This window comes from Bacillus sp. S2(2019) (assembly GCF_005144805.1).
GTDB lineage: Bacteria > Bacillota > Bacilli > Bacillales > Bacillaceae > Bacillus > Bacillus altitudinis.
In genome coordinates this window covers 49595-70861 of the sequence record NZ_SWFL01000002.1, presented here as the reverse complement: position 1 = coordinate 70861, position 21267 = coordinate 49595, and the positions used below count along the sequence as shown (strand labels likewise).

Below are 21267 nucleotides of genomic sequence, written 5' to 3'. Positions count from 1 at the left end.
ATAAGCGGTGATCCCCATGAAAGATAGTCAAGCTGTAGAAGAGATGATTCAAATCATTAAGGCATGGGACCCTTTTCAGTATGGAGAGGACTTTTACGAAACGGAGCCTGCTGACGTCATCAGTGCCTTATACGACGCAGAAGACCCGTTATCTTTCGCGAAAGACATTCAAGCCATTTACCATCACTCATTTGATCAGCTTCTTCCGATGGAAAGCTGCCAGCATATCGCAAATCAGCTTTTTATCATAAGAGAAAGTAGCTCCTGTTCGTTTTAAGACAGGCTGAAATGACCAATTTGATCAGACACAAAGACCGGATTTTCCTCAGGGATGAGGTGCCCGGTTTTTTTTAATGCGTGAAAGGTTGAATGCGGCAGATCCTTGTGCAGTCTTTCGCCAATTTGAATAGGAACGATCCGGTCTTCCTCCCCCCAAATCAGCAGGACAGGTGTCTCCATTTTCTTTAAGACATCTGACGCTAAATCGCCTTCCCTATGCCGAATCAAACGAAAAATACCTCTGAAAATTTGGTCATCTGAAAAAGGCTTTAAATATCCGTCCACCATCTCTTGATCAATAATCGAATGATCATGCACAACAGCGGTTAAATTTTTCATAATACCTTGCTTGAACAACTTTCTTTTTAAATAGAGATAAAAATAAGGAATATATGTGCTGTAAACAAGCGACTTTTTGGACTTATTCATATACCCTGAACTGCATAAAAGAACAGCTTTTTCAAATAGGTCGGGACGCTCAGAGGCAGCATATAAAGCAATTTGTCCCCCCATGGAATGCCCCACGAGGATCGCATGCTGAATCTGCAAATAACCAGCTAGTTCAATGATGATTTTTGCCATGTTGCGATAGCTGTAAATGAACGTATTCGATTTTTCGGACTGCCCGAATGGAGGCAGATCAATCGCAATTAAATTGAAGTCTTGTTTCAGAAGCGGGATGAGCTTTCGATAGCTGAAGGTAGATGAGAAAAGGCCGTGAATCAAAATCAATGTCTTCTTACCTTCATTTGGATAGTGTTCGTAATAGATATCTAAACCGAATTTACTTTTCATATAGGATGGCTGTACAATGTCCACACTCATCAACTCCGATATTTGATACTCACTCTCTGTTAGGTGACTGTATTGTACCCTAAAAAGTGGATTTTAAGCTACGATTAGAATCTTTTCCCTGCTTAGCATAATGGGAAAAACGTGCTATAATGTTCAGAAGATTTTTTAAAACTAGCTTTTTACAATCAGAGGTGTGAAATCAATGAAACTAACCGAAAAAGAAACTGAAATATTAGAGATTTTAGATGAAAACAGCCGCGCCGATTTAAATACAATTGCAAAAATGGCAGGTGTGACATCAGAAGAAGCAGAAGCCATTATTCAAAAGCTGGAAGATCAAAAAGTCATTATTGATTATTCGACCATGATTGACTGGCGAAAAGTAGACGGACACGAAGGCGTTACAGCGATGATTGATGTGAAAGTGACCCCAAAAAGAGGCGTCGGTTTTGATGAAATTGCTGAACGCATTTACAGGTTCCAAGAAGTGGAGTCCGTGTATTTAATGTCAGGCGTGTATGATTTATCTGTTGTGATCAGAGGAAGATCCATGTCTGATATCGCCCGCTTCGTATCTGAAAAATTATCGACACTTGATTCTGTTGTTTCAACCACTACCCACTTTATTTTGAAAAGATATAAGCATGATGGGAAAGTCTTTGAAACAGGGGACGATGACAAAAGAATCGTGGTGTCTCCTTAAATGAAAAAGTCTTATTTATCTGAAACGGTACAAAGCATTCAGCCGTCAGGTATTCGGAAATTCTTTGATTTGGCAGCCACAATGGAAGGGGTTATCTCCCTCGGGGTCGGCGAACCGGATTTCGTGACAGCTTGGAATGTGAGAGAAGCCAGTATTATGTCTTTAGAGCAAGGACTGACCTCTTATACAGCAAATGCTGGGCTGCTCTCTTTGCGAAAAGAATTGAGTCATTATTTATATAAGCGGTTTCACATTGAGTACAGTCCTGAAGAAGAACTCATTATTACGGTTGGTGGTAGCCAGGCGCTTGATTTGGCCTTTCGCGCCATTTTAAACAGCGGGGACGAAGTGATCATCCCAGAGCCTTGTTTCGTCGCATATGGGGCTCTTACGACACTTGCGGGCGGTGTACCGGTTTATTTAAGTACATCGGCTGAAAAAGATTTTAAAGCCGATTCTGCTGATCTTCGTACGAAGCTGACGCCGAAAACAAAAGCCATCTTGCTATGCTCTCCATCAAACCCAACAGGGTCTGTTTACTCGAAAGAAGAGCTTGAAGATATTGCTCAGTTTGCAAAGGAGCATGATCTTTTAATCATCACAGATGAGATTTATGCAGAGCTGACGTACGATGAAGCTTTTACGAGCGTAGCGGCGATTCAAGATATGAAGGAAAGAACGATTTTGATTTCAGGCTTTTCCAAAGGGTTTGCTATGACGGGGTGGCGCTTAGGCTATGTGGCAGCACCGCCAGTCCTCCGTGATGCCATGCTGAAAATACATCAATATTCTATGATGTGTGCACCAGCTATGGCACAATATGCCGCAGAAGAAGCATTAAAAAATGGACTTGAAGATGTGGAGAAAATGAAGAAAAGCTACAGAAGGCGCCGTAATTTGTTTGTCGGCTCTCTCAATGAACTTGGACTCACTTGCCACCAGCCAAACGGAGCGTTTTACGCTTTCCCGTCCATTAAAAGCACAGGCATGACTTCAGAACAATTTGCCGAGGAGCTGCTGCTTAGCGAGAAAGTAGCGGTTGTCCCTGGAAATGTATTCGGTCCAAGTGGTGAAGGACATATTCGCTGTTCATATGCATCATCACTCGATCACTTGCAGGAATCACTTTCAAGAATCCAGCGTTTTTTGCAGAATAGACAAGTGCAAGAAGAGGCACCTGCTATCTTAAAATAAAAAAAGGCATCAATCCATCTGGACTCATGCCTCTCAAATTAGGGGGGAATACTAGAAAGCATTCTTGTTTTCAGGTATTCCCCCTTTTGAACGGATCTAAACCCAATTAAAAAATATTTTGCGTAAAAGAGCGTTCTGTGATATAGTTTTTAATTGCGTATAAACGAATATTAAAACATTTATTTAGGAGTTGTTATCATGGCGACAAAGTTTGAAGTAGGCAGTGTTTACACTGGTAAAGTAACAGGATTACAAGCGTATGGTGCGTTTGTTGCATTAGATGAAGAAACTCAAGGACTTGTGCACATTTCTGAAGTAACTCACGGTTTTGTAAAAGACATCAACGAGCACCTTTCAATTGGTGACGAAGTACAAGTGAAAGTTCTTTCTGTTGATGAAAATGCTGGTAAAATCAGCCTTTCTATCCGTGCAACGCAAGAAGCACCTGAAAGAAAAGAAAGCAAACCAAAGAAACAAAGACCACAGCAAGTGAAAGAAGAAGCTGCTGCACCACAAGGTTTCAATACACTGAAAGATAAACTTGAAGAGTGGATTGAGCAATCAAACCGTAAAGACCTTATCAAGAAATAAAAAAAGCACCGCTTCAAACGGTGCCTTAGGCTGCCTCATAGGCAGTCTTTTTTTATGTCTTTTTCATTAGCGGACCTCTGGATTTGGCTCGTCACGGCGGACAGCTTCTTCACTAGGTTTGAACAACAGACCAAGATTGACAAGACCTGCAATTCCAACAAGACCATAAATAATACGTGATAATGCAGCACCTTGACCGCCAAAGATCGCTGCTACTAAGTCAAATTGAAAAAAGCCGATTAGTCCCCAGTTAATAGCACCGATAATCGTGAGCACGAGGGCAATACGCTGAATAGCACTCATCGTGATTCCTCCTTTCGCTACAGTATCAATACATTTATATTTTGCAGATTTTTAGCCAAACTATGCGTAAGAAAATGGATGAAAGCAAATTACTTTACTTTTGGAATGAAAGAGGCGCATAATGTAGCGCGAGGAGGAGATCACATGGATCGATTTACTTATTGGAACCCAACGAAATTAATTTTTGGAAAGGGAGAAGTATCAGCCCTTTCAGATGAACTAAAACACTACGGAAAAAACGTATTGCTTGTATATGGTGGAGGCAGCATTAAACGAAATGGCCTTTATGACCAAGTTGTCAGCATTTTAAAAGAATCAGGAGCTGCAATCACTGAGCTTGCTGGTGTTGAGCCAAACCCGCGCTTAACAACAGTTAGAAAAGGGGTTGAGCTTTGCAAAGAGAACCAAATTGATTTTATTTTGGCAGTCGGCGGCGGTAGTGTCATTGACGCAACCAAAGCGATCGCAGCTGGTGCGAAATACGATGGAGATGCTTGGGATATCGTCACTCGTAAGCATGTCCCAATGGAAGCCATCCCATTTGGTACAGTATTAACACTTGCCGCGACAGGTTCTGAAATGAACTCTGGCTCCGTCATCACAAACTGGGAAACAAATGAGAAATACGGATGGGGCAGTCCAGCTGTCTTCCCTAAATTCTCTATTCTTGACCCAGTCAATACATTTACTGTGCCAAAAAACCATACGATTTATGGCATGGTCGACATGATGTCTCACGTGTTTGAACAATATTTCCATCACACGGAGAATACACCTTACCAAGATCGTATGTGTGAAGGACTTCTTCGTACAGTCATTGAAACAGCACCAAAGCTGATCAATGATTTGGAAAACTATGAGCTTCGTGAAACGATTTTATTCACAGGCACCATTGCACTGAATGGAATGCTTTCAATGGGCGCACGCGGAGACTGGGCATCTCACAATATTGAGCATGCGGTATCCGCGGTGTATGACATCCCTCATGCAGGCGGACTTGCGATCTTGTTCCCGAACTGGATGAAACATGTCATTCAAGAAAACCCAGGTCGCTTCAAACAATTAGCAGTGCGTGTATTCGATGTAGACCCTGCGGGCAAAACAGACGAAGAAGTTGGCTTAGAAGGAATCGAAAAACTTTCTGCTTTCTGGACAAGTTTAGGAGCACCAAACCGTTTAGCTGACTATGACATCAACGATGAGAAAATTGATCTGATTGCAGACCGTGCAATGGCACGTGGTGAATTTGGCCAATTTAAAAAGCTGAACAAGGAAGATGTTCTAGCTATTCTAAACGCTTCTTTATAATCGAACATGGAAAAGATAGCTGCTTTTAAGCAGTTATCTTTTTTGAGTTCTGCATGTACATATGTTACAGTAGTCTTTCATGTTTTTGGATATATATGTTTTAAGGAGATGTAGAACAGATGGAGAACTTTATTTACTATAATCCAACGAAATTAATGTTTGGAAAAGGACAACTAGACGGACTAAAAAGCGAACTCGCTCGTTATGGAAAGCGAGTGCTTCTTGTATATGGTGGAGGCAGTATTAAGAAAAATGGTCTTTATGATAAGGTCATCAGCACTTTAAATGAAGCAGAGGCTGACGTATTTGAACTGTCAGGAGTTGAACCGAACCCTCGCCTCACTACAGTGCAAAAAGGGATCGACATTTGCCAAAATGAGAACATTGATTTCTTATTAGCAGTTGGTGGGGGAAGTGTCATCGACTGTACAAAAGCCATTGCAGCTGGAGCTGAATATGACGGGAATGTTTGGGATATTATTTCAAAGAAAACGACCGCTCAAAAAGCACTGCCATTTGGCACAGTATTGACACTTGCAGCGACAGGCTCAGAAATGAACCCGGATTCTGTGATCACGAACTGGGAAACAAATGAAAAGTACGTGTGGGGCAGTTCAGTCACGCACCCTGCTTTTTCAATTTTAGATCCTGAGCACACATATTCTGTGCCAGAGAATCAAACGGTGTATGGCATGGTTGATATGATGAGCCATGTATTTGAACAATATTTCCATAATGTCAAAAACACGCCTTTACAAGATCGGATGTGTTTTGCTGTTCTTCAAACAGTCATCGAGACAGCGCCAAAGCTACTTGAAGACTTACAAAACTATGAGCACCGTGAAACCATCCTTTATGCAGGAACGATTGCTTTAAATGGCACGCTGCAAATGGGCTATTTTGGCGACTGGGCATCACATACGATTGAGCATGCAGTATCAGCTGTTTATGACATTCCGCATGCGGGTGGACTTGCGATCCTCTTCCCAAACTGGATGCGTCATACACTTGATCATAATGTCGAACGTTTTAAAAACCTCATGTTGAACATGTTTGACATTGAGACAGAAGGAAAATCGGATCGTGACATCGCATTAGAAGGAATCGACAAGCTGTCAGCCTTCTGGACAAGCCTCGGTGCACCGAGCCGTTTAGCGGATTATGATATTGGTGAAGATCAACTGGACAAAATTGCTGACATCGCAGCAAAAGAAATGGAATATGGTGGTTTTGGTAACTTTATGAAACTTGGCCGTGATGACATTTTAGCGATTTTGAAAGCTTCTCTATAATTTGGATGGCCGCTTCTCTTCATGAGGAGCGGCTTTTTGCTGCATCAATGACGATCACTTGATTTCAATAGCTAGTTCCGCTAAAGTGAAAGGGACAGAACTAACGTAATGGAGGGCTTACAAGCGATGACACATATTCAATTTGACTACTCGAAAGCGTTACCTTTCTTTCAAGAACATGAGCTTACATATTTAAAAGATTTTGTGAAGGTGGCCCATCATAATATTCATGAACAAACGGGTGCTGGCAGTGATTATTTAGGCTGGGTTGACTTACCGAAGCAATATGATCGCGAAGAATTTGCCCGCATTCAAAAAAGTGCTGAAAAGATTAAATCTGATTCTGATGTATTACTCGTTGTTGGAATTGGTGGATCTTATCTTGGGGCACGTGCGGCCATTGAGTTTTTAAACCATTCTTTCTATAATACTTTGCCAAAAGGCAAACGCAAAACACCGCAAATCATCTTTATTGGAAACAACATCAGTTCTTCTTATTTAACAGATGTAATGGATCTGCTAGAAGATGCCGATTTCTCCATTAACGTGATTTCAAAATCTGGTACAACAACAGAGCCAGCCATTGCGTTCCGTATCTTTAAAAAGCTCCTTATCGAAAAATATGGTGCTGAAGAAGCGAAAAAACGCATCTATGCGACAACTGACAAGGCACGCGGGGCACTCAAAACATTAGCAACTGAAGAAGGCTATGAATCATTTATCATCCCTGATGACGTCGGCGGACGCTATTCCGTCTTAACAGCAGTTGGTCTATTGCCAATCGCTGTAAGCGGTGCAGACATTGATCAAATGATGGAAGGTGCTGCGAAAGCAAGTGAAGACTTCGCTTCATCTGAGCTCTCAGAAAATGCGGCTTATCAATATGCGGTTGTTCGTAATGTTCTTTACAATAAAGGACGGACAATTGAAATGCTGATTAACTATGAGCCAGGATTACAATACTTTGCAGAATGGTGGAAGCAGTTATTCGGTGAAAGTGAGGGGAAAGATGAAAAAGGAATCTATCCTTCATCTGCCAACTTCTCAACGGATCTTCATTCACTTGGTCAATATGTACAAGAAGGAAGAAGAGACTTGTTTGAAACCATCGTGAATGTAGACAAGCCACGACATGAACTTGTCATCGAAGCAGAAGAACAAGACCTTGATGGGTTAAACTATCTTGCAGGAAAAACGGTTGATTTCGTCAATAAAAAAGCATTTGAAGGCACAATGCTTGCTCATACTGATGGGAAAGTACCGAACCTGATTGTGACGATTCCTGAAATGGATGCTTATACATTCGGATATCTCGTGTACTTCTTCGAAAAAGCATGTGCGATGTCTGGGTATTTACTAGGCGTCAATCCATTCGACCAACCTGGAGTAGAAGCGTATAAAGTGAACATGTTTGCTTTATTAGGAAAACCGGGCTTCGAAGAGAAAAAGGCAGAACTTGAGAGCCGTCTCAAACAATCATAAGAATAAAAGGCACATCTTTTCATAAGGTGTGCCTTTTTTTATGTTCTCATGGTGTCAGTGCAAGCCTCCCTAAGCTCTGTACATAGAATAATCAATGGAGGAGGTTGATGAAGCGATGAGAACAAATCATATTTATATCCATGACATTTCCGGGCAGGCCATCGTTAATTTTGGGAATGTTGGGCGGATTTGTCCAATGAGTGCTACGAAAGAAACATCAGGAGCGGGCAGTGCGAACGAGACAAATGCATCATCCAGCCAGGCCTTATTTGATGCCGCATTTACAAACAATGTGCAAATCACGAAAGGCAAATGTATGAATTCCTCTCTTTAACGAACCCTATACAAAAAGGAGGGTTCTGTATGATTCATGTACCATCTAGGCTAACTGGTGAAAGCTTTTCACTGTACCATTTAGAAGAAAACATGAAGCCGCTCGGATATGTCATTAATGGGAATTGGGATTATGATCATGGATATTTTGATTATAAAATTGACAACCGTGACGGCTATACCTTTCTCAGAGTTCCGTTTACAGCCGAGAAAGGACAGCTGGATCAGCCAGGCGTTGTGGTGAAAATGGGACATCCATTTCTCTTAAAGCATGTCTATCAAGATAAATTAGATGACCATGCGATGGTTGGAAATGTAGGGGCATCTTTTAACCAATTCCAAGAACCGAAAGAGAAAGACGGAGATGTGTCAAAGGCTTATGCCGAAATTGGCTTTTCACTCGTCAAAGAATTAGAAGATGCACTGCTTTAAAAGCTGATCAGCTCATCCTCTGGATGAAGCTCATATCCAAAAGGAGGATTCATCATGGGTCCTTCTTTTTTTTGTACGCCTACAATGATGACATGGTGCTCTAGAAAGTGATGAAGTGCCGTTAAGAATGTCTCTCCAGCTAATGAAGCCGGTACTGGAATGATGGTGATCTGTTTATGGAGGGTCATGTTTCTTTTGATTTTTAACGCCATGAGCTGTTCTTTTAAAAGAAAATGCTCCACCATTAAATGATTCACGGCATCAGAAGTATGGATGACTTGATTGGCTCCAGCCCGCTCAGCATTTTTCACATAGCGATCGGTTAAAATTTCAATTAAACAATATAACGAAGGATTTAATCCTTTTGCCGCAAGCAAGGTTAAGACACTCTGCATATCAGCCGTCACTTCATTTTCATGCTGGTCGGCGGTAATCATCAATGTATCAGCACTCATAATATTTGCTCTGCGAAGTGTGGCATCCTCTGTACCATGGCCTTTAATAAAATGGACATTCTCTAAAAGAGGTCCTTCCTTTAAGGAATCATCAATGAGTACAATCGGCATGGCGGGATCAATGGTTTGAAACGATTGAAGCAGTTTGTTCGTTTTCTCATTCCAGCCGACAATGATGAGATGTCCCTTCCCCTTGAAAGCCACCTTCCCCTCTACATAATGGTGCTGTTTGCTAAATACAGCGGCAGCAAGCGTGGCAAAATAAGCCGTTACAAAGCTTGCCCCGATCAGAATCAGCGCCATACCTGCGATTTGTCCGGGTATGGTTTGCGGCACAAAATCACCATAGCCTACCGTCGCGACTGTAATGAGAGCCCACCAGATCCCATCAAAGATCGTATGATACTGCTTTGGTTCAAGTATGACGATTAATTGTCCAAAAAAGAGAAGCAAGAAACAGATGATGATCGCAATGCGAACATAAAGAGGCCATCTTAGCCAGGCAATGAAGATACGGTTTGATTTCATCGAACTCGTCCTTTCAGGGAGACTGCTAATGTCAGTATGCCCGATTAGGAAACAATTTTTCATCATCGTCATGTATTGAAATAGAACCCATATCTTAAAATAAGAGAGAAGAAGGAGGGAATGCGAATGTCGTTTGTTCAAAAGACCGTACTTCTTTTTATCGGCGCCCACTTTTTATCATCTGCGGTGATTTTACTCGTGTTTGATTTAAATGCGGTGAACCATTTCATGAATGATTTCTCGTGGCTTCGTTTTTTTCAAGACCTATATGGAACGGTGACATTTTATACAGCATGCATCGGAATGTTCTTCTTTTTCATTGGTGTAGTGATTCCCCTTAAAAAGACCTAGTGCTTTTTGCTGTACACGTTACATAAAAGTCATTAAAATTGTAAATAAATATATAAAATAAAAAGGAAGCTGATGAGCATGCTGTTTTTTTATTTTTTAACATTTGCCGCATTGGGATTGTCTTTTTGGGCACAATTTAAAGTAAAGAATAATTTTGAAAAGTATTCAAAGGTTGAAGCTGCCAGTATGAAAACAGGTGCTGAAACCGCTCGATATATTTTAGATCGCAACGGGTTATACGACGTACCCGTTGAACCGGTAAGAGGAACTTTGACTGATCATTACGACCCGACGCAGCGTGTGGTTCGTTTATCTGAACCAGTGTATTATGGCCATTCCATTTCGGCCATTTCAGTCGCATCACACGAGGTTGGACATGCCTTGCAGCATCAGGAATCCTATGGTGCGCTTGTCTTGAGACATAAGATTTTCCCTGTCGTGAACTTTGCATCTGGTGTTGCCCCGCTTCTTTTCCTAGGTGGATTATTGCTCGGCAGCCTTAACTTAATCGGGCTTGGGATCGTTTTGTTCTCAGCTGCTGTGTTCTTTCAGCTAGTGACATTGCCTGTTGAGTTTAACGCAAGTTCTCGTGCAAAGAATATCATTGTTTCAGAAGGAATCATTAGAAGCAGTGAAGAAAGAGGCGTGAACAAGGTGTTAAATGCCGCAGCTCTTACGTACGTAGCAGCGGCCCTTGTCTCCCTGTTTGAATTGCTCCGTTTTGTAATGATCTTCCTAAATGGCCGTAATGATTAATTGACGCCAGAGGAGGTGAGCCCTTACCCGTGTTAGGTAAGGGTTTTTTTGTATATTTTAAACGTATTTTTAGTCCTATTACTCATTGCTGCGACAGCATTTTTTGTTGTCACTGAATTTGCGATTGTGAAAATTAGAGGCTCAAAAATCAATCAGCTGATTGAAAGCGGTGATAAGAGAGCCATTCATGTTCAGAAACTGACAACCAACCTTGATGAATATTTATCTGCCTGTCAGCTTGGTATTACCATCACGGCATTAGGCTTAGGGTGGTTAGGGGAGCCGACAGTGGAACATTTCCTGCATCCGCTTTTTGAAAAGGCAGGGCTTCATTCCGCTTTGACAGACATCATATCGTTTATCATTGCCTTTGTGATCATTACGTTTTTGCATGTTGTCGTTGGGGAACTTGCTCCCAAAACGATTGCCATTCAAAAGGCAGAAGCCGTCAGTCTTGTGACGGCAAAACCTCTTATTTTTTTCTATAAAGTCATGTATCCGTTTATTAAAGCATTAAATGGGGCTGCACGAGGCATTGTGAAATTATTTGGTTTTCATTCTGTCAAAGAACATGAAGTGGCGATCAGTGAGGAAGAATTGCGTCTCATCCTGTCTGAAAGCTACGAAAAGGGCGAGATCAACCAATCTGAATACAAATATGTCAATAAAATATTTGAATTTGATAACCGAGTGGCGAGAGAGATCATGATCCCGCGCACAGAAATCTCTGCCATTGAAATTGAACAGAGCTTGGAAGACGTGACGCATTATATGCTGAACGAAAGGTATACACGTTATCCTGTCATTAAAGAAGATAAAGATCATGTCATTGGTGTGATCAATAGCAAAGACGTATTTAAAGCAAGTTTTCTCAATCAAGAGGTGTCCATTGAAGACTTAATGCGCCCTGTTATTCGTGTCATTGAAAGTACACCGGTTCAAGAACTGCTGATTTTGATGCAAAAGGAACGGATTCATATGTCGGTGCTTGTAGATGAATACGGCGGAACAGCAGGTCTCGTCACAGTTGAAGACATATTAGAAGAAATTGTGGGGGAGATTCGGGACGAATATGATCAAGATGAAACCCCTCATATTGTGAAAAAAGGTGACTTTCATTATGTGATGGATGGGAAAGCCTTGATCGATGAAGTAAATGATTTATTGGATTTAGCGATTGAAAATGATGATGTTGATACAATTGCAGGGTGGATGATGACGCATAAAATTGATTTTGACATTGGAGATATCATTGAAGCAGAAGGCTGTGAATTTAAAATTGTCGATGCAGAAGATCATCATATTCGAACCATAGAAGTAAAAAAGGTTCACTTTTCCTAAAAACCTCGGAGCTATTGACGAGGTTTTTTTGCTTGGTAAACTTTAGGTAAGAAGATTTGTTTCTGCCAACCGGCAGTGATTGGTTTCACATAAAAAGGGTATGGTTTTATAGACATGATCAAAAGGAGCAGAGAAATGAAAAAAATCAACGTACAAACAGACAAACACGATGACATGATAGACATTACCCATGAAGTTCAGCAATATGTCCGGGAAACTGGGATTCAAAACGGAACGGTTATGGTCTATTGTCCACATACGACGGCTGGAATCACCATTAATGAAAATGCCGACCCAGACGTCAAACGAGATATGCTGCGCCGGCTTGACGAAGTCTTTCCGTGGGAACATCCAAAAGATCGTCATATGGAAGGCAACACAGCAGCACACATGAAAGCTAGTTATGTGGGGGCATCTCAGCACGTTCTTGTCCATCATGGTGATCTTGTGCTTGGAACGTGGCAGGGAATCTATTTTTGTGAGTTTGACGGACCGAGACATCGTCACTTTTATATACAGGTGTCAACTAACGAGTAAGGAGCGGGGAGAAGATGGGAGAATTCACAGCGTTACTTCAAATTGAACATGGCATCATCCAAGCACCAATGGCAGGAGGAGCGGTGACGTCGCAGCTTGTCGCCGCTGTTTCACAATATGGCGGTCTCGGTAGCTTAGCAAGTGGTTATGTACAGCCAGAAAAGATGAGGCAGCAAATCAGACAGGTCAAACAGCTGACATCTCGTCCATTTCAAGTGAATGTGTTTGTCCCTGAACCCATTTCAGAAACGAAAACAGAAGATGTATCATTTTGGACAGACCGGCTGCCTGTCATACAAGAAGCACAGATGATCCCTAGAGAAGAAGAATTATGGAAGGACTATGAACAAAAAATCAAGATTCTTCAAGAAGAAGAAGTCCCAGCTGTGTCGTTTACATTTGCCTGTCCAAACGAACAAACAATTCATCACCTGAAACAAAAGGGGATCTTTCTCATCGGAACAGCTACAACAAAAGAAGAAGCACTACTTTTAGAAGAAAAAGGAATGGATGCCGTTGTCCTGCAGGGAAGTGAAGCAGGAGGGCACCGAGGCACCTTCTTACCTTCAAAGGGAGATGCTCTGCAGGGACTTTTCTGCCTGATCAGTGATGTCAGATCCGTCTGTCATATCCCATTGATCGCCGCTGGAGGGATCACAGACCGGACCACTATGAAAGCAGCACTAGCACTTGGAGCGGATGCGGTTCAAATAGGGACACGATTTTTAGCGAGTCAAGAAAGTGCTGCGGCAGATGTTTACAAAAAGGCGCTGTTACAGGCAGAAGGCAGTGAAACAGCGATGACACGGCTTTTCTCTGGAAAAAAAGCCAGAGGCATTGTCAATCAGTGGATGGAGGAAGAAAGACGAAATGAAGACCGGGTTCTCCCCTATCCCATACAGCATGTATGGACAACACCGATGCGAAAAGCGGCAGCTGCTGCAGGAAACCGAGAACAAATGGCTCTTTGGGCAGGTCAGGGGGTTGGCCGCATTCTCTCGATTTTAACCGTTGAAGAGATCATGCATGAACTCACGCAGAAATAATTTGATAATGGGTGGTGTGACAGGATGGAAATCTTAAAACATTCATATCGGAAAAAAGGACAAATTGAATTTCTATTTGATGATTTTCCGCACTCCCCTGCCGTCCTTACCCCCATTCGTCATTACTATTTCGTTCGTTATGTCAAATGGAATCAGCACGACCCTCCAGTCACAAGAAACGATCTAGAAGAAATGGAAATCCTAGCAAACACAATGCTTGGCACGCTCCATGATTACCGCAAACGCAAGGCATACAAAGGCCCCTTGTCATAACCTATAGACAAGAGGCCCTTTTTAGCTACCAAACATTTGCCTGAGATAAATAACATCCATCCTAGTAGTCTGCGGCAGTAAATAAGCGGACTGAACAGCCCCTGGCCGTCTTCTGGCATTTAATTTATCGATAATCTCTGCAGCTGTTAAGATCCCAAGCCCATGCCCATAATATTGATCTTCCCCTAAGTAAATCACATTTTCTCCGCGCCATTGAGACTGTTGATAGCTAAACTCTGGATTCTCGAAATATAGGCAATCCCCATAAATAAAATCATTTCCGCGCTCTGTATAAATGGATAATGTATCATAGTGCCAGTCATACAGCGTTAAACTTCTAAGTCTTCGATTGAACTTCTCGTCTCCTACCGTTTGCAGGACTCCCATATAAAACACAATGACAATCGCTGTGGCACATTCAAAGGCATATTTTGAGCCATTTTCAAAGATGTCTTTAATCCCCGTAGATGGCTCGACTTGATAGCGCAGTTCTAACGCTCCGGCCTCTGATACACGCCAATAGGCGTCATTCGCACGGGACCTTTGAAAGATAGCAAATGAGGCACCGCTCTTGTTCAAATCTCTTGCCGCATTCATGATATTCGATCGTAAAGTCACCTCAAATAACAAATCAGATGCCTGCCTATAACGGAACGTATCATTTGAGGCTTGTAATTGCATCAAAATGATCCGCTTTTGTCCTTCTAGCTGAAACGATGCCAGCTGCTCATTTGTCACTGGCTGTCCTGAAAGGATAATCATATGAAAAGCGCCCCCTTTTGTATTAGCGTATGCGGGATGCTTGGGCAAGGAATCAATTTGTGAAAATAAACAAAAAGGCATCCTTTTTATTTGAAAAACATGAAAATAATATGAAGCTGTCCGATATAAAACATAACGTTTAAAAGGAGGAAAAACATGAAAAGTATCATAAAATGGTTGAAAAAACCATCGATTTCTAAAAGGCTGATTATTTCATTCACACTTGTTCTCGTCTTGCCTATCATTACACTCAGTACGATTTCATATCAGATTGCCAAAGAAGAATTAGATCATGAAATCATGTACGGAGCCAACGCAAGAGTCAATGAGCTGAATGACATGATCGAGCAAAAGCTCTTGAATAAGGAGAACGCAGTCAAACTGTTTACCGAAACATCCAGTGCTGCAGACTTTAAAAAGAAAAACCAGGACGAACTGTATGAGCATTTTGAGATATACAGTAAAATCAATGAAGATGATGTAGTTGGATTTTATGCAGCAAGTAAAAATCGTGATTTTATTCAGTTCCCTAAAGTGGACATGCCAAAAGGCTATGATCCAACAACTCGTGATTGGTATAAAGCGGCGATGCAGGACGAAAAAGGCGAACCTGTGGTCACCAATCCATACATCTCTGCCACAACAAACGGCATGGTTGTCACAATCGCTCAGCGTCTGAAGGACGGGTCGGGAGCCATTGGGATTGATATTGATGTTCAAGATATCGTCGATAAAATCAAAGATATTAAAATTGGACGAGAAGGATATCCAATTATTGCAAATAAAAACAAGCAGATTGTAGCTCACCCAGAAGAAAAATCAGGCTCTGCAGTTACAGAAAATATTTCATCAATCCTTTACAGCGGCAAAGAAGGAACATCAACTTATGAGAATAAAGGAGAGCAAAAACGCCTCGTTTTTGTGACAAATGATTTAACAGGTTGGAAAATTGCTGGAACGATGTTTGTATCAGAAACAGAAGAAGCAGCACAGCCAGTTTGGAATTCTGCCATTATTCTTTTAATTTCTTCTTTTATCCTTGGCGGTATCGCTATCTTCTTTATCGTTCGCTCCATCACAATTGGACTTAGAAGGCTTGTTGATTTCTCAGAAAAGGTGAGTGAAGGGGATCTAACGGAAACCCTCGAAACCAAATCGAAGGATGAAATAGGAGACCTCACAAGAAGCTTTAGTAAGATGAGTGAATCTTTGCGTGAAGTTATTCGAGCGGTCCAGCAATCTGTCGACAATGTGGCTTCAGCTTCAGAAGAGCTGACTGCTAGTGCCAGCCAAACAAGTCAGGCGACAGAGCATATCACCATGTCGATTGAACAATTCTCAAATGGGAATGAAGCACAAAATGAGAAAGTCGAATCTAGCACGAATCAGCTTGTCGCAATGAATGAAGGATTACAAGGTATGTCACAAACTTCATCAGAAGTGACTGCTGTCTCCATTCAATCGACAGAAGCGGCTGGACAAGGCGGACGTATCGTTGAAAGCACAGCGAATCAAATGAAACATATCGACACATCTGTACAAGAAGCAGAACAAGTCATGAAAGAATTAGAATACAAGTCTAAAGATATTACGAGCATTTTAAATGTCATTAATGGCATCGCAGATCAAACGAATTTACTTGCACTCAATGCAGCCATTGAAGCAGCAAGAGCAGGTGAATCAGGGCGCGGCTTCTCTGTCGTAGCAGAGGAAGTCAGAAAACTAGCGGTCCAATCCGCAGATTCAGCGAAAGAAATTGAAAAGCTGATCCAAGAAATTGTGTTGGAAATTTCCAAATCTCAAGAGATGTTCAAAGCTGTTAACCGAGAAGTAAATGCAGGACTTGGGATGACAGAAGAAGCAAAAGAAAGCTTCCAAAACATCTATGAGGCGGCAGAAGGTATGTCGAAAAAGCTCACTCAATTAAATGATACAGCGGTTGACCTATCAAGCGGATCAAAACTTGTGTCACAAGCTATGCAGGAAATGCGTCAAGTTTCAAGAGAAAGTGCGGCGAACATTCAAGATATTGCGGCATCTGCTGAAGAACAATTGGCATCTATGGAAGAAATTTCGTCCTCTTCTGTCACACTTGCCAATATGGCTGAGGAGCTAAAAGAGCTGACAAGTCAATTTAAAATTGATTAAAAAACGATGAAAAAATATCCAGAATTGTCTGGGTATTTTTTTTATTTTTAAACGTCATTTCCAGCCCTCTAAAAATAAACCTTTCATCCGATAATAACTTTAGAGAAGTAAAGGGGGAAAGAGAAAATGGGAAAAATGATCCAATGGTTCAAAAAACCATCCATTTCTAAAAAATTAGTTATTGCCTTTTTGGTAGTCCTCATACTGCCAACCGTCGCACTCACAATCAGTGCATTTTTTACATCAAAAACAGAGTTAGACAAACAGATTATGGGCAGTGCGATGAGTCAGGTCAATGCATTTGATACCTTAATCGATGAGAATATTGGGAACAAGGCAGAGGCTGTGACTCTGTTTACAGATGATCTCAAAGCGGTTAATCTTCAAGAAAAAAATAGAAAAGCTACCATTAAAGAATTGCAGCAATACGGAAAAATTAATGAAAAAGATGTCTCAGCCATTTATGCAGGTTCAGAAAAGGGCTTGTTCATGCAATACCCAGTTCAAAAAATGCCTGAAGGCTATGATCCGAGAGAGCGTCCGTGGTATCAAGAGGCCATGAGTGCTGATGGTAAACAAGTCATCACGAAGCCATACGTCGCAGCATCTACAGGTAAAATGGTCATCACCATTGCCCAAAAAACGAAAGATGGCTCAGGGGTAATTGGTCTTGATATGGAAATTGACAGCCTCATTCAAAAGCTAAAAGAAATTAAAATAGGTCAAAAAGGATATGCTTTCATCATGGAGAAGGATAAAACCGTGCTAGCAGATCCAACCCAAAAGCCAGGAAGCAAAGTCAATGAGAATTTGGCGAACATTATTTTTAAAAACAAACAAGGAAACGGCAGCTATACACTCAATGGAACAGATAAAAAGGTGGCGTATGTCACCAATGAACTAACCGGCTGGAAAATCGGCGGCACGATGCTCGTATCAGAAGTAGAGGATGCAGCTAAACCCGTTTTCAATACTGCCATTATTGTGTTCAGTGTGACACTGATCGTAGCAGGAACCCTCATCTTCTTTATTGTCCGCTCTATTTCAAGTAGATTATCCAATCTTGCCCGTTTCTCGAAAAAGGTCAGCGATGGTGATTTACGTGATAAACTTCAGATTCAATCAGATGATGAAATAGGACAAGTTGGTAAAGGCTTTAATACGATGATTGACTCATTAAGATCCCTCATTGGCGCCGTCCAAACCTCTGTTGAAAATGTCGCTTCTTCATCAGAAGAACTGACCGCAAGCGCAGGACAAACAAGTAAAGCAACAGAGCATATTACATTAGCCATTGAACAATTCTCTACTGGTAACGAAAGCCAGAATGATAAAGTGGAATCAAGCTCAGAAGAGTTAGAAGAAATGAACAGAGGCCTTCAGCACATGAATGAGTCGGCTGAATCGATTACCGCTTCATCCATCAAATCAACAGAGATTGCAGGAGAAGGCGGACAGCTAGTGGAAAAAACCGCTTCTCAAATGAACGTGATTGATCAATCAGTGAAAAAAGCAGAGAATGTCATCAGTGCGCTGGAAAGCAAATCAAAAGATATCACCCAGATTCTTGGTGTCATTAATGGCATCGCAGATCAAACGAATTTACTTGCGCTGAATGCAGCGATTGAGGCAGCAAGAGCTGGCGAATCTGGTCGAGGCTTCTCCGTTGTAGCAGAAGAAGTAAGAAAACTTGCTGTTCAATCTGCCAACTCAGCGAAAGAAATTGAAAACTTAATCAAAGAAATCGTTCAAGATATTGATGTATCACAAGAAGTATTCACAGCAGTAAATCAAGAAGTTCAATCAGGCTTAAGCTTTACTGAACAAACGAAAGTCAGCTTCCACAATATTTTCGACATGACCAAAGAAATCTCAGATCAGCTCCAAACAATGAATCGAACAGTTGTCCAGCTGTCAAAAGGATCTGCACATGTTTCTGAGGCTGTCCGTGAGATTGCAGACGTATCACGTGAAAGCTCCGCCAATATTCAAGACATTGCCGCTTCAGCTGAAGAACAGCTGGCATCAATGGAAGAGATCAGCTCATCCTCTGCCACCCTTTCTTCAATGGCAGAAGAATTACGTGATTTGATTAGCAAATTTAAAGTTGAATAAACAAAATGAAAAGAACCTCCAGCTAGGGGGTTCTTTTTTGAACTGAACATAACGAAAGAAATAGGTAAATATGCTTATTTTGGTGAGTTTTCGAGCATTACACCTTGAAAAATAATCCGTATTACCTAAAAATAGAGGGGGATGATCCCAAATCATAAACCAAAAGGAGTAGAGTCATGAAAAAAATCAACTTTTTTAAGCACTTTACGATGTCAAAGAAATTAATTACTGCATTCTTAGCGATTCTCCTAGTGCCCATTCTTGTGTTGGCCGCATTTTCCTATGAAGTGGCGTCTAAGTCTCTCAATGATGAGATTATGTCTAGCGCTGCAAATGGTGTGAATCAATTAAATGAATTGATCAATAAAGATGTACAGCCTAAAATTGATATTGTTTCATATTTATCTAAATCGGTGAAAAAAAAGGAACTGGCCTCTAAAAATAAGGATTTACTTAAGGTGAAATTAGAGCAACTATCGGAAACAGACGACGATGTCGTAGAAGTATTTGTTGCAGATCAGAATGGTAAACTAACTGAATATTCCGAGATTCATAAAGGCAGTGCCAAAAGCGCAAAAAATGAACCATGGTTTCAACAATCAATGGGAGATGACAAACTCATCATTTCAGATCCTTTTACAGACAAGTCATCAGATGACCTGCTCATCACAATATCAGAACAGTTAGCAGATGGTTCTGGTGTCATTGGTATAAATGTACGATTGAACACGATTGTGAAAGATACAAACAGCATCAAAATTGGTCAAGAAGGTTATGCGTTTGTCGCTACCTCAGACCAACGTTACATTGCTCATAAAACGGAAAAGGCCGGGACGAAACTGACAGGCGATTTCATCGAAAAGATGTATCACAATAAAAAAGGAAGTTTCGAATATGAATTTAACGGACAGCCGAAGCAAATGTTTTATGACACAAATGAAGCGACAGGCTGGAAGCTTGCGGGAACAATGTATGTCAACGAAGTGAAGGAAGCCGCACAGCCAGTGCTTGACTTAACCATGATCATCCTAGCTGCTGCGATTGTCATCGGTGGAATCGCGATTTATTTTATTATTAAATCGATTCGAAAACCACTCATAGAGCTCTCTGAATCTGCTGAGAAAATCAGTCAGGGGGATCTCACCCAGCATATCGAGGTGCGCACACACGATGAAATCGGCAAGCTTGCACAGAGCTTTAACGATATGTCGGCAAAGCTGAAACAAGTCATTCAAGCCGTCCAGAATTCAATTGAAAATGTGGCTGCCTCATCTGAAGAATTAACAGCTAGTGCAGGACAGACAGCCCAAGCAACTGAGCATATTACCTCATCTATTGAACAGTTTTCAAACAGCAATGAACATCAAAATGAGATGATCGAAAAAAGCTCTGTCCAGTTAAACGACATGGATCGAAGCTTATCACATATGGTCAACACGACTTCTCATATGATGGAATCATCTATCGAGTCTAGCAAAACCGCTCAGGCTGGTGGAGAGCTCGTTCAAAAAACAGCAGGTCAAATGCAAACGATTGAACAAGCAGTGAAAGAAGCGGAGCTTGTGATTGCAGGGCTAGAACAGAAATCTAAGGACATTACAAGCATTCTTGGAGTTATCAACGGCATTGCAGATCAGACGAACCTCCTTGCTTTAAATGCAGCGATAGAAGCCGCACGTGCAGGTGAGGCAGGAAGAGGCTTCTCTGTGGTCGCTGAAGAAGTTCGCAAGCTTGCAGAGCAATCAGGCAGCTCTTCAAAAGAAATTGAAAGTCTGACGAACGAAATCGTAGATGAAATTGAAAAGTCGCAGAAGATGTTTAGACAAGTAGCAGGTGAAGTTCAATCTGGATTAAACATTACAGATGAAACGAAAGTGAGTTTTGAGAAAATCACCCATAAGACATCAGAAATGACAGAACAAATGAAACAAATGAATGGATCAGCCCAAGAACTTTCTCATGGCTCAAACGATATTTCACAAGCAGTCAATCAAATCAAAGAGCTTTCACGTGAAAGTTCCGCAGGTTTCCAAGATATTGCGGCTTCAGCAGAAGAACAGCTGGCATCAATGGAAGAGATCAGCTCATCTTCCGCCACTTTATCCCAAATGGCAGAAGAACTGAGAGAGCTCATCAAACAATTTAAAATATAAGAGTCATAGTGGAACACCTGACGTTTTGGCGTCAGGTGTTTCAGCGTGTAGACAAACCCTCGCATTCGGTGTCAGTCCTGCGTGCTGGTG

Annotated in this window: 22 protein-coding genes and 3 pseudogenes; 21 read left to right on the top strand and 4 right to left on the bottom strand. The window is 41.5% G+C overall.

The annotated features are described in order from the left end of the window. Positions 1 to 16 precede the first annotated feature (16 nt). Positions 17 to 277 carry a DUF1871 family protein gene (locus tag FBF75_RS05540; RefSeq protein WP_025207895.1) on the top strand — a complete coding sequence of 87 codons (261 nt, stop codon included), beginning with the start codon at positions 17 to 19 and terminating at the stop codon, positions 275 to 277. On the opposite strand, the gene FBF75_RS05535 is transcribed toward FBF75_RS05540, so the two are convergent. Then, complete coding sequence (locus FBF75_RS05535; RefSeq protein WP_017358960.1) at positions 274 to 1098, bottom strand: alpha/beta fold hydrolase; 825 nt, start codon at positions 1096 to 1098, stop codon at positions 274 to 276. The two genes, FBF75_RS05540 and FBF75_RS05535, sit on opposite strands and share 4 nt — an antisense overlap. 178 nt (positions 1099 to 1276) lie before the next feature. Here FBF75_RS05535 and FBF75_RS05530 point away from each other — a divergent pair, with 178 nt between their 5' ends. The 3 genes from FBF75_RS05530 (at position 1277) to yugI (ending at position 3562) form a co-directional block, all read left to right on the top strand. Continuing rightward, positions 1277 to 1777 (top strand): Lrp/AsnC family transcriptional regulator, encoded by a 501-nt coding sequence (locus FBF75_RS05530; protein WP_007500517.1) that lies wholly within the window; start codon positions 1277 to 1279, stop codon positions 1775 to 1777. Continuing rightward, positions 1778 to 2971, top strand: a complete 1194-nt coding sequence (locus FBF75_RS05525; protein WP_008345797.1) for an aminotransferase — start codon at positions 1778 to 1780, stop codon at positions 2969 to 2971. 198 nt (positions 2972 to 3169) lie between these two features. Further along, positions 3170 to 3562 (top strand): S1 domain-containing post-transcriptional regulator GSP13, encoded by a 393-nt coding sequence (yugI, locus tag FBF75_RS05520; protein WP_008345795.1) that lies wholly within the window; start codon positions 3170 to 3172, stop codon positions 3560 to 3562. Positions 3563 to 3628: 66 nt separating this feature from the next. On the opposite strand, the gene FBF75_RS05515 is transcribed toward yugI, so the two are convergent. Then, positions 3629 to 3865, bottom strand: coding sequence for a DUF378 domain-containing protein (locus tag FBF75_RS05515; protein ID WP_008345792.1), 237 nt, complete (start codon positions 3863 to 3865; stop codon positions 3629 to 3631). Between the two features lie 144 nt (positions 3866 to 4009). Between FBF75_RS05515 and FBF75_RS05510 the strand changes: the two genes are divergently transcribed. The 5 genes from FBF75_RS05510 (at position 4010) to FBF75_RS05490 (ending at position 8712) form a co-directional block, all read left to right on the top strand. Further along, positions 4010 to 5173 carry an iron-containing alcohol dehydrogenase gene (locus tag FBF75_RS05510; RefSeq protein ID WP_017358962.1) on the top strand — a complete coding sequence of 388 codons (1164 nt, stop codon included), beginning with the start codon at positions 4010 to 4012 and terminating at the stop codon, positions 5171 to 5173. Positions 5174 to 5292: 119 nt separating this feature from the next. Further along, the gene (locus FBF75_RS05505; RefSeq protein WP_058213663.1) at positions 5293 to 6465 is read left to right on the top strand and encodes an iron-containing alcohol dehydrogenase; all 1173 of its coding nucleotides are present in this window, start codon (positions 5293 to 5295) and stop codon (positions 6463 to 6465) included. A 126-nt stretch (positions 6466 to 6591) separates the two neighbouring features. After that, complete coding sequence (locus FBF75_RS05500) at positions 6592 to 7947, top strand: glucose-6-phosphate isomerase (protein ID WP_017367943.1); 1356 nt, start codon at positions 6592 to 6594, stop codon at positions 7945 to 7947. Positions 7948 to 8062: 115 nt separating this feature from the next. Then, positions 8063 to 8281, top strand: a complete 219-nt coding sequence (locus FBF75_RS05495; RefSeq protein ID WP_008345782.1) for a spore germination protein — start codon at positions 8063 to 8065, stop codon at positions 8279 to 8281. Between the two features lie 29 nt (positions 8282 to 8310). Continuing rightward, positions 8311 to 8712 (top strand): YugN-like family protein, encoded by a 402-nt coding sequence (locus FBF75_RS05490; RefSeq protein ID WP_008345780.1) that lies wholly within the window; start codon positions 8311 to 8313, stop codon positions 8710 to 8712. Here FBF75_RS05490 and FBF75_RS05485 read toward each other — a convergent pair. Beyond that, the gene (locus FBF75_RS05485; protein ID WP_017358964.1) at positions 8709 to 9695 is read right to left on the bottom strand and encodes a potassium channel family protein; all 987 of its coding nucleotides are present in this window, start codon (positions 9693 to 9695) and stop codon (positions 8709 to 8711) included. The genes FBF75_RS05490 and FBF75_RS05485 overlap by 4 nt on opposite strands. 126 nt (positions 9696 to 9821) lie before the next feature. On the opposite strand from FBF75_RS05485, the gene FBF75_RS05480 reads away from it, so the two are divergent. From FBF75_RS05480 to FBF75_RS05455, 6 genes are all read left to right on the top strand, one after another. After that, positions 9822 to 10046 (top strand): YuzI family membrane protein, encoded by a 225-nt coding sequence (locus tag FBF75_RS05480; protein ID WP_008345775.1) that lies wholly within the window; start codon positions 9822 to 9824, stop codon positions 10044 to 10046. Between the two features lie 81 nt (positions 10047 to 10127). Beyond that, on the top strand, positions 10128 to 10802 hold the full coding sequence (locus FBF75_RS05475; protein ID WP_024719711.1) for a zinc metallopeptidase: 675 nt from the start codon (positions 10128 to 10130) through the stop codon (positions 10800 to 10802). 48 nt (positions 10803 to 10850) lie between these two features. Further along, positions 10851 to 12143 (top strand): hemolysin family protein, encoded by a 1293-nt coding sequence (locus FBF75_RS05470; protein WP_007500537.1) that lies wholly within the window; start codon positions 10851 to 10853, stop codon positions 12141 to 12143. Between the two features lie 135 nt (positions 12144 to 12278). Further along, a complete protein-coding gene (locus FBF75_RS05465; protein WP_008345770.1) occupies positions 12279 to 12680 on the top strand; it encodes a secondary thiamine-phosphate synthase enzyme YjbQ in 402 nt (133 codons plus the stop codon). Between the two features lie 14 nt (positions 12681 to 12694). Beyond that, a complete protein-coding gene (locus tag FBF75_RS05460) occupies positions 12695 to 13726 on the top strand; it encodes an NAD(P)H-dependent flavin oxidoreductase (protein WP_017358965.1) in 1032 nt (343 codons plus the stop codon). Between the two features lie 24 nt (positions 13727 to 13750). Beyond that, a complete protein-coding gene (locus tag FBF75_RS05455; protein ID WP_017358966.1) occupies positions 13751 to 13999 on the top strand; it encodes a hypothetical protein in 249 nt (82 codons plus the stop codon). Positions 14000 to 14020: 21 nt separating this feature from the next. On the opposite strand, the gene FBF75_RS05450 is transcribed toward FBF75_RS05455, so the two are convergent. Further along, positions 14021 to 14761, bottom strand: a complete 741-nt coding sequence (locus FBF75_RS05450) for a protein-glutamine gamma-glutamyltransferase (protein WP_008345763.1) — start codon at positions 14759 to 14761, stop codon at positions 14021 to 14023. Between the two features lie 156 nt (positions 14762 to 14917). Here FBF75_RS05450 and FBF75_RS20040 point away from each other — a divergent pair. From FBF75_RS20040 to FBF75_RS20015, 6 genes and pseudogenes are all read left to right on the top strand, one after another. Next, positions 14918 to 15967, top strand: a pseudogene (locus FBF75_RS20040) (cache domain-containing protein); the annotation flags it as partial. Further along, positions 15959 to 16909, top strand: a complete 951-nt coding sequence (locus tag FBF75_RS20035) for a methyl-accepting chemotaxis protein (protein ID WP_370529240.1) — start codon at positions 15959 to 15961, stop codon at positions 16907 to 16909. The pseudogene FBF75_RS20040 and the gene FBF75_RS20035, both read left to right, overlap by 9 nt. Positions 16910 to 17035: 126 nt before the next feature. Then, positions 17036 to 18079, top strand: a pseudogene (locus tag FBF75_RS20030) (HAMP domain-containing protein); the annotation flags it as partial. After that, positions 18074 to 19024: a methyl-accepting chemotaxis protein gene (locus tag FBF75_RS20025; protein ID WP_370529239.1), complete on the top strand. Its 951-nt coding sequence runs from the start codon at positions 18074 to 18076 to the stop codon at positions 19022 to 19024. The pseudogene FBF75_RS20030 and the gene FBF75_RS20025, both read left to right, overlap by 6 nt. A gap of 176 nt (positions 19025 to 19200) precedes the next feature. After that, positions 19201 to 20238, top strand: a pseudogene (locus FBF75_RS20020) (HAMP domain-containing protein); the annotation flags it as partial. Continuing rightward, positions 20230 to 21177, top strand: a complete 948-nt coding sequence (locus FBF75_RS20015) for a methyl-accepting chemotaxis protein (protein ID WP_370539194.1) — start codon at positions 20230 to 20232, stop codon at positions 21175 to 21177. The pseudogene FBF75_RS20020 and the gene FBF75_RS20015, both read left to right, overlap by 9 nt. The last annotated feature ends 90 nt before the right edge of the window (positions 21178 to 21267 follow it).